Below are 13,440 nucleotides of genomic sequence, written 5' to 3'. Positions count from 1 at the left end.
GCTAGCACCACGTTCTGCTCCGGCGGGGAGAACCCGTCGGAGAGGCGGTCGTGGAAGCCGGTGTGGTGCCGGCGAGTTCCCGACGGTCACCCGTGATCCCCGGGTCCGAGCCTTGTCCGGTTCGGTCGACGCACCCCGGTGCGGCCCGGGGATCACGCATGTCCGGGCCGGGATCGGCCCGTGTGCCGCGTCGACCCCCGCTCCAGGCTCCGTGCCGCACGCTCCAGGCGCCGGGTGACGTCCTCCAGGTCGGGCGCGGCGGCGGGCTCGGTCGCCTCCTCCAGCGGCAGCATCGGCGCGACCCGGCGGAAGTGGTCGACGGCACCGGGCAGGTCGGCGTCGCGGGCGCCCTCGACCAGCCACCGGCGCAGCGCCTGGTTGTGCGCGGCGACCAGCGCCGCCGCCGTCACCGCGGCCCGCAGCTCCCCGTCGGGGCGGTCGCCGAGCCGGGCGGTGAGCTCGCGGGTGAACAGCCGCCGGTAGTGGTGCACCGACGCGGCCTCGCGGTCGCGCAGCGCGGGCACCGAGCCGACCAGGGCGAAGCGCAGCCGGGCGACCTCCGGGTCCTCGGTGTAGAGCTCGAACACCGTCTCCGCGGCACGCAGTGCCAGCGACGGCAGCGGCTCGTCGGGGTGCGCGCCGGCGAAGACCTCGCCGATCCGGGCCAGTCCGCGCTCGTGGTCGGGGGACAGTGCGTCCTCCTTGCCGCGGAAGTAGCGGAAGAACGTCCGGCGCCCGACGCCCGCGGCGGCCGCGATGTCGTCGACGGTGGTGTCGTCGTACCCGCGCTCGGTGAACAGCCGCGCCGCCGCCGCGACCAGGTCCCGCCGCACCTCGGCCCGCCCCTCCGGGGAACGCCCGCGCCGCGTGCTGGTCGTCATGGCACGGAGGGTAGCAAGATCCCGTGACATGTGGCACGGAGTGCCGTTAGCATGGTCGGTATGAACAGCGACTTCGACAGCTACCGGCTCAGCGACGAGCACGAGGCCCTCCGCGAGGCGGTCCGGGACCTGGCGGAGAAGGAGATCGCCCCGTACGCCGCCGAGGTGGACGAGCAGGGTCGCTACCCCGCCGAGGCCCGCGACGCGCTGGTCAAGGCCGGGTTCCAGGCCGTGATCATCCCCGAGGAGTACGGCGGCCAGGGTGCCGACGAGCTCGCCGGGTGCATCGTGATCGAGGAGGTCGCGCGGGTCTGCGCGTCGTCGTCGCTGATCCCCGGGGTGAACGGCCTCGGGCTCACCCCGATCCTGCTGTCCGCCTCGGACGAGCTCAAGAAGCAGGTCCTGCCCTCGGTCGCGGCCGGCGAGGCGATGGTCAGCTACGCGCTGTCCGAGCGCGAGGCGGGCTCGGACGCCGCGTCGATGAAGACCCGCGCCCGCCGCGACGGCGACGAGTGGGTCCTCAACGGCACCAAGTGCTGGATCACCAACGCCGGCGAGTCGACCTGGTACACGGTCATGGCCGTCACCGACCCGGAGAAGAAGGCCAACGGGATCTCGGCGTTCGTGGTCCACAAGGACGACCCGGGCTTCGTCGTCGGCACCAAGGAGCGCAAGCTCGGCATCCACGGCTCGCCCACCCGCGAGATCCACTTCGAGGACGCCCGCATCCCGGCCGACCGGATCATCGGCGCCGAGGGCACCGGCTTCAAGACCGCGCTGCGCACCCTGGACCACACGCGTCCGACCATCGGCTCGCAGGCCGTCGGCATCGCCCAGGGCGCGCTCGACGTCGCGACGCAGTACCTGAAGGAGCGCAAGCAGTTCGGCAAGCACCTGGCCGAGTTCCAGGGCCTGCAGTTCATGCTCGCCGACATGGCGATGAAGGTCGAGGCCGCCCGGCAGCTCTGCTACGTCGCCGCCTCGCGCGCCGAGCGCAACGAGCCCGACCTCGGCTTCATCTCCTCGGCCGCCAAGTGCTTCGCCTCCGACACCGCGATGCAGGTGACCACCGACGCCGTCCAGCTGCTCGGCGGCGCGGGCTACACCCGTGACTTCCCGGCCGAGCGCATGATGCGCGACGCGAAGATCACCCAGATCTACGAGGGCACCAACCAGATCCAGCGCATGGTGATGGCGCGTTCGCTGCTCAAGTGACACCCTGACGCCCCATGGACGGGGCCGTCGTGGACCGCGCACTGCTCGACCGGCTGCTCGACACCGACCCGGCGTTGCGCTGGCAGGTCGAGTGCGACCTGGCGGGTGCGCCTCCCGAGGTGTGGGAGGCCACCCGCGCGCGGGTCGCGACCGAGGGGATGGGCGCCCGGCTGCTCGCCCGCCAGGACCCCGACGGCACCTGGGCGGGCGGTGCGTACTTCCCGGCCGGACCGTCCACGGTGGAGGGGCAGCCGTGGACGGCGACGACCTGGTCGCTGAACGCGCTGCGCGAGTGGGGCCTGGACCCGGCGGCGCTGGCGGGCACCGCGGAGAAGCTCGAGTCGTGCCGCTGGGAGTACGACGACCTGCCCTACTGGGACGGTGAGGTCGACGCCTGCATCAACGCGTTCACCGTCGCCAACGGACTGTGGCTCGGCCGTGACATGGACGCCCTCGCCGCCTGGTTCGCCGAGCACCGGCTCGCCGACGGCGGCTGGAACTGCTTCTGGGTGGACGGCGCGCGGCGGTCGTCGTTCCACTCCACACTGAACGCGCTGTACGGGCTGCTCACCCACGAGCGGGCCACCGGCGGGACCGCCGCGACGCGGGCCGCCCGCCGGTCGGGTGAGGAGTACCTGCTGACCCGCGGGCTGCTGTACCGGCTCTCGACCGGCGAGCCGGTGGAGCTCGAACGGGACCCGGCCGAGCTCGCCTACCCGTTGCGCTGGCGGCACGACGTGCTGCGCGGCACGGAGTACTTCCGCCTCGCCGCCGCGCTCGACGGGGTCCCGCCCGACCCGCGGCTCGCCGACGCGGTCGCGGCGCTGCGCGCGTCGCGGCGGCCGGACGGGCGCTGGGTCCAGGGCGTCCGCGACCCGGGGGAGATGTGGTTCGAGGTGGACGTGCCGCCGGGGGAGCCGTCGCCGTGGCTGACCCTGTACGCCACCCGGGTGCTCGCCTGGTGGGACGCGGCGGCCTGACGATCAGTACCTGGGCGCGGTCCGGGGCAGGGCGCGCAGCGTTGAGGTACTGATGATCATGGACCCGGCGGGGTGCGGATGACGAGCACCGCCGCGGCCGGTTCCCCGGCGAGGGCGGTGTAGGTGTGCTCGCCGTCCGCGGGCCAGCGGGTGGCCTCGCCGGTGCCGAGGTCGGCCTCGCTCCCGCTGCGTCCGGCCCGGACGGCACCGCGGGTGACGAGCAGGTGCTCCACCACCCCCGGGCCGTGCCCGGGGGACACGTGCACCGCCTCCGGGACGAGGGCCAGGGCGTACACCTCGACGGTGCCGTGGTCGTCGGTGGCCGTCTCCAGCAGCCGCGCGGTGATGCCGGGGCCGGCGACCTCGGCCCCGGGGTGCTCGGCGAGCAGTCGCGACAGCGGTACGCCCAGGGTGTCCGCGAGCGCGTAGAGGGTGGAGAGGGTGGGGTTGCGGCTGCCGTTCTCGATCTCCGACAGCGAGCCCTTGCCGATCCCCGCCCGCCCCGCGAGGGCTCCGAGGGACAGGCCGTGTGCGGTCCGGGCCGTCCGCAGCCGTGCGCCGACGGCCGTGCGCAGCGCCCCGTCGTCCACCGGGCGACTGTAGCCGGGGGGCGGGTCGGCCGGAGGGCCCCGCGCCCGCGCCACCCCGGCCGCATCACCGGGCCGTGCCACCCGGCCGCGTCACCGGGCCGCGGCACCCGGCCGCGCTACCCGGACGGGGTGCCCGGTCGACGTGGGGGACCGGGTGTCCCGGGGTCGCGCACCGCGGTGGCTGCGGAGAAGCGTGCCGGGAGTGCCGTGACCTGGTCGCGGAGATCGTCGAGGTCCCAGAGGTCACGGCCGTCCGGCTCACGGAAGGCCGGCGTCACCAGGCCGGCCCTGGCCCAGCGGTGCAGTGCCCGCGGGCTCAGGGCCAGTCTGGTCGCGGCCTCGCCGGTGGTCACCAGTCGCACCGGGCGCCGCCGCCGGTCAGGCCGCGGCGGGCGCTGTGGTGCGGGCGGTCAGGCGGCCGACGACCAGGCTGCAGCCGTAGCCCAGCACGACCGAGCCGACCACGAACGACAGCAGCATCACCGTGAAGGGGCCGGTGGGCAGCGAGAAGTCGGTGCCCGACGCCCCGCTGAGCAGGCCGAACGCCGCGGTCGTGGCGAACCCGACGACCGCGCCGGGCACGAACCCGAGCACCGGTACGAGCGCACCGAGGATGAACACCGCGGTCATCCCGCCGATGATCAGGCCCAGCAGGGCGGGGTTCGTGGTGAGGCCGGCCAGGACCAGCATGACGGTGCCGGTGACGATGCCCCAGACGTTCGTGGCCAGAGCGGTGACCAGCGCGGGCCGGTCACCGCCCGCCGCGAAGAACGTCGCGGCACCCAGGAACGTCGCCGGTACGAACAGACCGAGCCCGGAGAGCGGACCGAGGTAGAGGTACGCGATCACCGCCCCGGCGACGCCGATCACCAGGGCCAGAGCGACGGGCAGCTTCATGAGACGGGCCTTCCGGTAGAGCCGCGCCCGACGGGTGCGGCGGCCCACGCAGGATGGGCCGCGGCAGGTGGCCGTACCAAGATCGGCGGACCGGACGTCACCGCCTGTTTTCCGGACGACACGGTTCGGTCATCTTTGGTCGGGTCGACGGGGTCCCGTGTATCGGCCGCAGAACATCCTGCTTACCGCCCGGGGCGGGTTCTGTTTACAGAACGACGCGGTTAGGGTGGTCCCGTGGATCGTTCCTGGGCGCAACCGGTGTCGGTCGGTGTCGTCTCCGCGGTGATCGGGGTGACCAGCTCGTTCGCCGTCGTCCTCGCCGGGCTGACGGCGGCCGGTGCCGACCCGGCGCAGGCCGCGTCCGGGCTGGTGGTGCTCACCGCGCTGATGGGGGTGGCGACGATCTGGCTGTCCCGCCGGTTCCGCCGCCCGCTGATGATCGCCTGGTCCACCCCCGGCGCCGCGTTGCTGGCCTCCACCGGGGCCGTCGCGGGTGGGTGGCCCGCCGTGGTCGGCGCGTTCGTCGTCGCCGGTCTGCTGATCGTCGCGACCGGGCTCGTGCGCCCGCTCGGGCGGCTCGTCGGCGCGATCCCGGCGCCGATCGCGCAGGCGATGCTGGCCGGTGTGCTCCTGCCGCTGTGCCTGGCGCCGGTCCGGGCGCTGGTCGAGCGGCCGCTGCTGGTGGCGCCGATCGTGGTGCTGTGGGTCGTGCTGTCGCGGTTCGCGCCGCGCTGGGCGTCCCCGGCCGCGTTCGGGCTGGCGCTGGTGATCGTCGTCGTCCTCGCCGACGGCTGGTCGTGGCTGCGCCCGCCGGAGATCACCCTCACCGTCCCGGCCTTCTCGGTCGCGGCCCTGGTGGGGGTCGCGCTGCCGCTCTGGGTGGTCACGATGGCCTCGCAGAACGTGCCCGGAGTCGCGGTGCTCGCCGCGGCGGGCTACCCCGTCCCCTGGCGCCACGCGATGGTGCTCACCGGCGCCGGGACGGTGCTCGGGGCCCCGGCCGGTGCGCACGCGATCAACCTGGCCGCGATCACCGCGGCGCTGCCCGCCTCGCCCGAGTCCCACCCGGACCCGGCGCGACGCTGGGTCGCCTGCCAGGCCAACGGCGTCGCCTGCCTGCTGCTGGCCCCGCTCGCGACGACGATGGCCGCCCTGGTCGCGGCCGCGCCGCCCGGGGTCGTGGAGTCCGTCGCGGGGCTCGCGCTGCTCGGGACGTTCGGTGCCGCGCTCGCCGGTGCCCTCGCCGTCGCCGACCCGACGCCGGACCCGGCCGTCGCGCGGGTGCCCGCGGCCGCCGCGTTCCTGGTCTCGGCGGCCGGGGTCACGATCGCCGGGATCGGCGGGGCGTTCTGGGGTCTGCTCGCCGGGGTGGCGCTGCACCTGGTGCTGCGCCGACGCCCGGCCGCCGCGTGACGCGGCGGCCGTCACAGCACCGCGGGACCCGGCGGCGTCAGCGGCGGAAGCCCTCCACCCGTACCACGTCGGTCGGGGCGAACCGCCCCGCCGCGGCGTCGATGAGCGCGATCGTCCGGGCCGACTGCGCGCAGCCGAACCCGTACTTCGCCCGCACCCGCGCGTCGGCGATCTCCATGCAGGTACGGCTGCGCGTGACGAACTCGGCCACCGGGTAGGTCGTGCCGGTGTCCAGGTGCTCGGTCACCACCAGCGACGGCGAGTAGTAGCTGACCTCGGTGCCGTCCGGCCAGCGGACGTCGAACATCATCTCGGGCACGGTCGTGCACGGTAGGCGGCCCGGATTGCCGCCGTGTTGCGCGCGGCGTCTACAGGATGAAGCCGAACAGCGGGCTGTCCGGCGGGATCGGCTCGATGTGCGGGGGAGCCTCCTGCATCCGCTTGAGCAGCGCGGGCAGGTCGTCCGGCGAGCCCAGCTCGATGCCGACCAGCGCCGGGCCGGTCTCCCGGTTGGAGCGCTTGGTGTACTCGAACAGGGTGATGTCGTCGTCCGGGCCGAGGACGTCGTCGAGGAAGCGGCGCAGCGCGCCCGGCTCCTGCGGGAACTCGACGAGGAAGTAGTGCTTGCGGCCCTCGAAGACCAGGGCGCGCTCGACGATGTCGGCGTAGCGGGAGACGTCGTTGTTGCCGCCCGAGAGCAGACAGACCGTCGTCGCGTCGCGGGGGATGTCGAGCCGGTCCAGCGCCGCGGGGGACAGCGCGCCCGCGGGCTCGGCGATGATCCCGTCGGACTGGTAGAGCGCGAGCATCTCGACGCAGATCCGGCCCTCGGGCACCGCGAGCAGCTCCACGCCCGCGTCGCGCACCACGTCGAAGGTGGCCGCGCCGACCTTGCGCACGGCGGCGCCGTCGACGAACGGGTCCAGCGACCCCAGGTCGACCGGCTCGCCCGCGGCGACCGCGGCCGCCATGCTCGCCGCCCCGGCGGGCTCGACGCCCACGATCCGGGTCGACGGCGCGTGCTCGCGCAGGTAGGTGATGGCCCCGGCGAGCAGTCCGCCGCCACCGACCGGCACGACCAGCACGTCCGGCGGGTCGGCCAGCTGGGCGAGGATCTCGCGGGCGATCGTGCCCTGGCCCGCGACGGTGCGCGGGTCGTCGAAGGCGGGCACCTGGGTGGCACCGGTGGACTCGGCGTCGGCGCGGGCGGCCGCGGCGGCCTCGTCGTAGGTGTTGCCGACCACCCGCACCTCGACGGCGTCACGACCCAGCCGCGCGACCCGGTCCCGCTTCTGGCGCGGGGTCGTGCCGGGCAGGTAGACCCGCCCGGTCACGCCGAGGCGCTGGCAGGCGAACGCGACGCCCTGGGCGTGGTTGCCGGCGCTGGCGCAGACGACGCCGGCGAGGCGGTCGGCCTCGGGCAGCTGCGCGATGAGGTTGTAGGCGCCGCGGATCTTGTACGAACGGACCGGCTGCAGGTCCTCGCGCTTGACCCAGACCTCGCCGCCGAGCGCGTCGGACAGGCGGGGGTTGAGCTGCAGCGGGGTCGGGCCGATGACGGCGCGGAGCCGGGCCGCCGCGTCGTCGACGTCCCGGGCGCTCACAGAGGGGGTCACGGTCGACCAGGGTGTCATGACCCCCGGCCGGGTCCGCCGCTCACCCCAGGCGCAGGGTGACCCGCTCGGACTCCGCGCGGCGGTCGAGGGTCGCCGGGTCCCCGGCGGCGTTCACGGTCTGGACCAGCGAGGCCCCCGCCGCGAGGACGGCGAGCAGCCCGTCGCGCAGGCCGTCCGCGCTGTCCCAGCCGGTGCTCGACAGCACCCGGGCGCCCGCGGTGATGCCGAGCGCGTCCGCGCGCTCCCGGGCGGTGGCCAGCACCTGCTCGCCGCTCGCGCCGTCCCAGGCCGGGGCCGCGCCGTCCACCGGGTCCCACGGGACGAACTCGTCGCCGTGCACCCGCACCTCGGTCGCGAAGTCGACGGTCCCGCCGGGGAGGTCGCCCAGGCCGCGGCCGAAGAAGTCCAGCGAGAACGCGACGACCGTGCCCGCCCCGGCCGCGAGGGCCACGTCGAGCCGCGCCGCGTCGGCGAGCACGACGTCCGCGCCCGCCGGGTCGCCGACGAGCTCCCCGCCGCAGGACCACACGGCCAGCAGCGCCGCGACGGTCTGCCAGTGCGCGGGCAGCAGCGCCGCGACCCGGGTGCCCGGCTCGACGTCGACCTCGTCGCGCAGCAGGTTCGCCGCCTTCGCGGTCCAGTTCGCGGTGGTCGTGCCGGACAGCTCGGTCCGCTCGCCGGTCGCGTCGTCGTAGTGGGTGACCAGCGGGCGCGGGGCGGCGGGGCCGAGCGCCGGGCCGAGCAGCGCGTCGGTGAGGAACAGGCCGGAGCCGAAGACGGTGTCCATCACGGGCGAACGCTACGTCAGTCGATGCAGGGGACCCCGCCCGCGGTGATCGGCGGGGTCGAGGGCGCCGGGGCGGCGGCGGGCGCGGCCGCCGCGGAGGTCGACCGGCCGCCGTTCGCGCGGTCGGTGCCGAGCAGCACCTGCACCCGGCCCTGGGCGACGGCGTCGGACTGCTCGACGCCGATCCCGCCCAGCGCCTCGGCGACCCGGCGGGCGGCGGCGTCGCCGTCGGCCTGGCTGTAGCGGACCACCGAGGTGGTGCGGTCCGGGGCGTTGCCGACCTCGCCGGGGGTGAACCCGTTGCGGCCCAGGGTGTCGGCGACCTGTGCGGCCAGCCCGGTCACCCCGGACCCGTTCGCCACGTCGGCCACGACCGGCGCCGCCACCTCCGGGGAGGTCGCGGCGGCCTCCTCGGGCTCGGGGTCGGTGTGGTGGGCGACGAAGTCGCGGACCTCGGCGGGGTCGACGAGCAGTACGTCCTTGCCGCGGGTGGTCTCCGGGCCGCCGGTGGGGATGGTCAGGAAGTCCATCTTCCCGGCCGCGATCGACGACGCCTCGCGGGCGAAGCCGAGCAGGTCCCAGCCGCTGTCGATGACGACCGACTGCTGGATCACCTCGACCAGCGCGCCGAGCTTGGTCGGGTCGGTGAGCGTGCCCGAGGAGAGGACCTTGTTGGCGACCGCGGCGAGGAACACCTGCTGGCGGTTGATCCGCGACAGGTCCCCGCCGGCGAGCCCGTGCCGCTGCCGGACGAACGCGAGCGCGTCGGCGCCGGAGATCGTCTGCGGGCCCGCGGGGAAGTCGGCGCCGGAGAACTCGTCCTTCGCCGGGGCCTTGAGGCAGACGTCGACGCCGCCGACGGCGTTGGTGAGGTTGTAGAAGCCGAGCAGGTTGACCTCGGCGAAGTGGTCGATGGCCAGCCCGGTGAGGTCCTGGACGGTGTCGATCAGCGCCTGACGGCCCGCCTGCGACGAGTCCTGGTCGATCTGCCGGGGGTCGCGTACACCCTCGGCGACCAGCCGGGACGCGGTCTGCGCCTTCGTCTGCGGGTACGCCGCGTTGATCTTGTTGCGGCCGAGCCCGGGGATCGACACCTCGGAGTCGCGCGGGATGGAGAACGCGGTCGCGCTGCCGCCGTCGGTGGGCAGGTGCACGACGATGATCGTGTCGGAGTTGAGGACGCCGGACTCGGCACCGCTGCGCAGCTGGGCCAGGACGTCGGCCGGCAGCGGGTTGCCCTGCGCGTCGGTACGGCTGTCCACGCCGACCAGCAGGATGTTCTGCTCGCCGCCCGCGGAGCCGCCGAACAGCAGGTTCGTCGTGGTGATGCCGCCGGTGACGTCGCGGTAGAGGGTCCACACGGCGCCGGTGAGCAGCACCGTCAGCGCCGACAGCACGGCGACGGCGAGCCGCAGCCGGGCCAGCAGCCCGCGGCCACGGGGCGGTCGTCCGCCGGTGCGCCTGCCCCGCGCCGGGTACGGCGGGTGCTCGTCGGGGCCGGTCGCGGTCCCGGCCCGGCTCCACCCCGCGGAGCCCGCGGGGCGTCCGCGTGCGGCGCCGGTGTCGGGGCGGACCCGGGGCGAGCGGTACCGGTCGTCGGGGGCGGCGGGGCGGCCGGACCGTCGCGCGGCGGTGCGCTCGGCGGCCGACGGGCGGGAGCGGTCCCGGTAGCCCTCGCCCATGCTCACTCCCCTCGGGGTCCGTCTCGTCCGCGCCGCTGCGTCTCACCCGGACGGGGGAGTCCGGTGAACCCGGGCGCGGCCCGTGCGTCTCTGGGACCGGACACCCCGGTCGGGGACCAGGGTGCAGCATCCGGGCCCGCGCTGTGGGTCGTAGCGGCCTGCGTGTCGGGTTGCTCGCCCGGTCGTCGTAGGGGGCCGGGACTTGAGGGTGACGCACGGGTACGACGTGTCGTCGCTGCTCGGGGCCGGTCCGAATATTGGGGTGATGGTATCGCGATCTCGGTCGCGGTGACGGAGTGTGATCTTCGCGGGCGCGAACGGGCGGTGCCGGACGGTGCCGCCGGGCGCGGGCGCGCCGGTGCTGACTAGGTTGCGGGACATGCGCGGGGTGGACGAAAAGGACGGGGAGGCCACGTGACCGACGACGCACGGTCCTACGGCGACGGGGTCGCCGTCGTCACGGTGACCTACTCGCCGGGCGCGCTGCTGGACGTCTTCCTCGACTCGCTGCGCGGCGCGACGACCCGCACGGACGTGCCGGTCGTCCTGGCCGACAACGGATCCGTCGACGGCGCCCCCGAGCGCGCGGCCCGCGAGCGCGACCACGTGACGTTCCTGCCGATCGGGGAGAACGTCGGCTACGGCGCCGCCGCCAACCGCGGGGTGGCCTCGCTGCCCGACGGGTACGGCTGGGTCGTCGTCGCCAACCCGGACCTGGAGTGGGGCGCCGGGTCGCTGGACACCCTGCTCGACGCCGGCCGTCGCCACCCCCGGGCCGGGTCGCTCGGCCCGCTGATCCGCGAGCCGTCCGGCGAGGTCTACCCCTCGGCGCGCGAGGTGCCGTCGCTGGTGGCGGGCGCCGGGCACGCCGCGCTGGCGCCGGTCTGGCCCGCGAACCCGTGGACCGCGGCCTACCGGCGCAGCCGCGAGGACCTGACCGAGCGGGCGGCCGGCTGGCTGTCCGGGTCGTGCCTGCTCCTGCGGCGCACCGCGTTCGACTCCGTCGACGGTTTCGACCCGCGCTACTTCATGTACTTCGAGGACGTCGACCTGGGCGAACGGCTGGGTCTCGCCGGATGGCGAAACGTGTACGTCCCCGGCGCCGATGTCGTACACGTGGGCGGAGCGTCCACGGGCAAGCCGGAGGTGTCGGCACGGATGCTCGCCGAGCACCACCGCAGCGCCTACCGGTACCTGGCCGACCGCCACCGCGGTCCGGTGCACGCGCCGCTGCGTGCGGCCCTGCGCGCCGGCCTGGCCGTGCGCTCGGGTCTGCTGCGGCGGACCGGCTGAGCGCGAACGAGAAGAAAGAACCTGAGGGGGAACCTGCGTTGCAGGACGTCGAGGCGGTCGTGCTGGTCGGGGGCAAGGGCACCCGGCTGCGGCCACTGACCCTGTCGGCGCCCAAGCCGATGCTGCCGACGGCGGGGGTGCCGTTCCTGGCGCACCTGCTGTCGCGGATCCGCGAGGCGGGCATCCGGCGGGCGGTGCTGGGCACGAGCTACCTGGCCGAGACCTTCGAGGAGCACTTCGGCGACGGGTCGTCGCTGGGGCTGGACCTCACCTACGTCACCGAGGCCGAGCCGCTGGGCACCGGCGGGGGCATCCGCAACGTGGCCGGCAAGCTCTCCGCCCAGCACGTCATGATCTTCAACGGCGACGTACTGGCGGGCACCGACCTGACCGCCGTCGCCGACACCCACCGCAGCACCGGTGCCGACGTCACGCTGCACCTGGTGCGGGTGCAGAACCCGCGGGCCTTCGGCTGCGTCCCCACCGACGCGACCGGCCGGGTGCTGGAGTTCCTCGAGAAGACCGAGGACCCGCCGACCGACCAGATCAACGCCGGTTGCTACGTCTTCCGCCGCGAGGTCATCGACACCATCCCCGAGGGCAGGCCGGTGTCGGTGGAGCGCGAGACGTTCCCCGACCTGCTCGCCTCCGGTGCGCACGTGCAGGGCCACGTCGACGTCGCCTACTGGCGCGACATGGGCACCCCCGGTGACCTGGTGCACGGCTCGGCGGACCTGGTCCGCGGGGTCGCGCCCTCGGCGGCGCTGCCCGGGCCGACCGGCGAGTCGATGGTGCTGGAGGGGGCCGAGGTGGCCTCCGACGCGTTCGTGTTCGGCGGGACGACCGTCGGCCGCGGCGCCCGGATCGGCTCCGGGGCCCGGGTCGAGGGCTCCATGCTGTTCGACGGCGCGGTGGTGCAGGCGGGCGCGGTCGTGGAGAACTCGGTGATCGGGGCCGGTGCGGTCGTCGAGGAGGGCGCAAGCGTCCGCGACACCGTGGTCGGCGACCGGGCCGTGATCGGCGCGCACTGCGAGCTGCGGCACAACATGCGGGTGTGGCCGGACGTCACGCTGCCGCCCCACGGGGTCCGGTTCTCGCCCGACGTGTGACCATCGGGGGCGTGGACGCGGTCGCCGTGGTGGTGGACCGGGAATGGCGGCCGCCGTTCCCGCTCGACCTGTACGGCGTGCTCGCCCCGCTGCGCCGCGGCCGGGGCGACCCCACCTGGCGCACCGCCGTCGACGGCGCCGTGATCTGGCGGGTCTCGACGACTCCGGCCGGTCCCGCCACCGTCGCGATCCGCCGTCGCGCCGACGGCGGCCCCCACGGCACCGTGCGGGCGACCGGCTGGGGGCCGGGAGCGGCCTGGGAGGTCGACCGGCTGCCGTCGCTGCTGGGGGCCGACGACGACCCGTCGGCGTTCGTGGCGCACCACCCGCTCGTCGCCGACGCGCACCGGCGCCGTCCCGGGCTGCGGCTGGGCTCCACCGGCCGGGTGTGGGACGCGCTGCTGCCCGCGGTGCTGGAGCAGAAGGTCACCGGCACCGAGGCGCACCGCTCCTTCCGCGAGCTCGCGTGGCGCTTCGGGGCGCCCGCGCCGGGCCCGGCCGGGGTGGTGCCCGCCGGGATGCGGGTCCCGCCGACGCCCGAGCAGATCCGCGCGGTGCCGGAGTGGGAGTGGCACCGGGCCGGCGTCGACCACGCGCGGCGGACGGCGATCCTGCACGCCGCCGTCGTCGCGCACCGGCTGGAACGGGCCGCCGAGCTGGGCGGGGAGCAGGGCCGGGTGCTGCTGCGCCGGGTCCGCGGCATCGGGGTCTGGACGGCCGCGGAGATCGCCCAGCGCGCCTGGGGCGACCCGGACGCGGTCAGCTTCGGCGACTTCCACGTGCCCAACACCGTCGGCTGGGCGCTGCTCGGCCACGACCTCGACGACGCGGGGATGCTCGAGGTGCTCGCCCCCTACGTGCCGCAGCGCCAGCGCGCGGTCCGCTACATCGAGGCGTCCGGGTTCCGCCGTCCCCGGTTCGGGCCCCGGTTCTCCCCGCGCGACTACCGCTCGTTCTGACCGACGTAGGGTCGCCGT

Annotated in this window: 14 protein-coding genes; 6 read left to right on the top strand and 8 right to left on the bottom strand. The window is 75.2% G+C overall.

Annotated features, from left to right (window positions below):
* Positions 1-152 precede the first annotated feature (152 nt).
* Entirely contained in the window at positions 153-881 is a 729-nt protein-coding gene (locus tag DMP17_RS42025; protein ID WP_337832434.1) for a TetR family transcriptional regulator, read from the bottom strand.
* Positions 882-941: 60 nt separating this feature from the next.
* On the opposite strand from DMP17_RS42025, the gene DMP17_RS42020 reads away from it, so the two are divergent.
* Complete coding sequence (locus tag DMP17_RS42020; protein WP_337832433.1) at positions 942-2,096, top strand: acyl-CoA dehydrogenase; 1,155 nt, start codon at positions 942-944, stop codon at positions 2,094-2,096.
* A 14-nt stretch (positions 2,097-2,110) separates the two neighbouring features.
* The gene (locus DMP17_RS42015) at positions 2,111-3,076 is read left to right on the top strand and encodes a squalene cyclase (RefSeq protein ID WP_337832432.1); all 966 of its coding nucleotides are present in this window, start codon (positions 2,111-2,113) and stop codon (positions 3,074-3,076) included.
* Between the two features lie 56 nt (positions 3,077-3,132).
* On the opposite strand, the gene DMP17_RS42010 is transcribed toward DMP17_RS42015, so the two are convergent.
* The 3 genes from DMP17_RS42010 to DMP17_RS42000 form a co-directional block, all read right to left on the bottom strand.
* Positions 3,133-3,666, bottom strand: coding sequence for a helix-turn-helix domain-containing protein (locus DMP17_RS42010; RefSeq protein WP_337832431.1), 534 nt, complete (start codon positions 3,664-3,666; stop codon positions 3,133-3,135).
* Between the two features lie 116 nt (positions 3,667-3,782).
* Entirely contained in the window at positions 3,783-4,019 is a 237-nt protein-coding gene (locus tag DMP17_RS42005) for a MerR family DNA-binding transcriptional regulator (RefSeq protein ID WP_073576356.1), read from the bottom strand.
* Positions 4,020-4,044: 25 nt separating this feature from the next.
* Entirely contained in the window at positions 4,045-4,563 is a 519-nt protein-coding gene (locus tag DMP17_RS42000; protein ID WP_337832430.1) for a DUF1097 domain-containing protein, read from the bottom strand.
* Between the two features lie 234 nt (positions 4,564-4,797).
* Between DMP17_RS42000 and DMP17_RS41995 the strand changes: the two genes are divergently transcribed.
* Positions 4,798-5,976: a benzoate/H(+) symporter BenE family transporter gene (locus DMP17_RS41995; RefSeq protein WP_226349948.1), complete on the top strand. Its 1,179-nt coding sequence runs from the start codon at positions 4,798-4,800 to the stop codon at positions 5,974-5,976.
* 37 nt (positions 5,977-6,013) lie between these two features.
* Here the strand turns inward: DMP17_RS41995 and DMP17_RS41990 are convergent, their stop codons facing one another.
* The 4 genes from DMP17_RS41990 to DMP17_RS41975 are packed head-to-tail and all read right to left on the bottom strand — an operon-like array spanning position 6,014 to position 10,061.
* On the bottom strand, positions 6,014-6,286 hold the full coding sequence (locus tag DMP17_RS41990) for an MSMEG_0570 family nitrogen starvation response protein (protein WP_226350614.1): 273 nt from the start codon (positions 6,284-6,286) through the stop codon (positions 6,014-6,016).
* Positions 6,287-6,344: 58 nt separating this feature from the next.
* Positions 6,345-7,610, bottom strand: coding sequence for a threonine ammonia-lyase IlvA (gene ilvA, locus DMP17_RS41985; RefSeq protein WP_434092821.1), 1,266 nt, complete (start codon positions 7,608-7,610; stop codon positions 6,345-6,347).
* A gap of 22 nt (positions 7,611-7,632) precedes the next feature.
* Positions 7,633-8,379, bottom strand: a complete 747-nt coding sequence (locus DMP17_RS41980; RefSeq protein ID WP_337832808.1) for a TIGR03089 family protein — start codon at positions 8,377-8,379, stop codon at positions 7,633-7,635.
* A gap of 17 nt (positions 8,380-8,396) precedes the next feature.
* Complete coding sequence (locus DMP17_RS41975) at positions 8,397-10,061, bottom strand: LCP family protein (RefSeq protein ID WP_337832429.1); 1,665 nt, start codon at positions 10,059-10,061, stop codon at positions 8,397-8,399.
* 414 nt (positions 10,062-10,475) lie between these two features.
* On the opposite strand from DMP17_RS41975, the gene DMP17_RS41970 reads away from it, so the two are divergent.
* Genes DMP17_RS41970 through DMP17_RS41960 form a run of 3 tightly spaced genes read left to right on the top strand, consistent with a single transcriptional unit; the run spans position 10,476 to position 13,422 of the window.
* A complete protein-coding gene (locus DMP17_RS41970; protein ID WP_226349950.1) occupies positions 10,476-11,354 on the top strand; it encodes a glycosyltransferase family 2 protein in 879 nt (292 codons plus the stop codon).
* A gap of 38 nt (positions 11,355-11,392) precedes the next feature.
* Positions 11,393-12,463, top strand: coding sequence for an NDP-sugar synthase (locus DMP17_RS41965; protein ID WP_337832428.1), 1,071 nt, complete (start codon positions 11,393-11,395; stop codon positions 12,461-12,463).
* Between the two features lie 11 nt (positions 12,464-12,474).
* Positions 12,475-13,422 (top strand): DNA-3-methyladenine glycosylase family protein, encoded by a 948-nt coding sequence (locus DMP17_RS41960; protein ID WP_226367548.1) that lies wholly within the window; start codon positions 12,475-12,477, stop codon positions 13,420-13,422.
* The last annotated feature ends 18 nt before the right edge of the window (positions 13,423-13,440 follow it).

It is taken from the genome of Pseudonocardia sp. TMWB2A, from assembly GCF_017312135.1.
This window is presented reverse-complemented; position numbering and strand designations above follow the sequence as displayed.

Bases quoted from the DNA above. Each gene is read 5' to 3' on its own strand.
- DMP17_RS42025 (WP_337832434.1), bottom strand. From the start codon at position 881: ATGACGACCAGCACGCGGCGCGGGCGTTCCCCGGAGGGGCGGGCCGAG.
- DMP17_RS42020 (WP_337832433.1), top strand. From the start codon at position 942: ATGAACAGCGACTTCGACAGCTACCGGCTCAGCGACGAGCACGAGGCC.
- DMP17_RS42015 (WP_337832432.1), top strand. From the start codon at position 2,111: ATGGACGGGGCCGTCGTGGACCGCGCACTGCTCGACCGGCTGCTCGAC.
- DMP17_RS42000 (WP_337832430.1), bottom strand. From the start codon at position 4,563: ATGAAGCTGCCCGTCGCTCTGGCCCTGGTGATCGGCGTCGCCGGGGCG.
- DMP17_RS41990 (WP_226350614.1), bottom strand. From the start codon at position 6,286: ATGATGTTCGACGTCCGCTGGCCGGACGGCACCGAGGTCAGCTACTAC.
- ilvA (WP_434092821.1), bottom strand. From the start codon at position 7,610: ATGACACCCTGGTCGACCGTGACCCCCTCTGTGAGCGCCCGGGACGTC.
- DMP17_RS41980 (WP_337832808.1), bottom strand. From the start codon at position 8,379: ATGGACACCGTCTTCGGCTCCGGCCTGTTCCTCACCGACGCGCTGCTC.
- DMP17_RS41975 (WP_337832429.1), bottom strand. From the start codon at position 10,061: ATGGGCGAGGGCTACCGGGACCGCTCCCGCCCGTCGGCCGCCGAGCGC.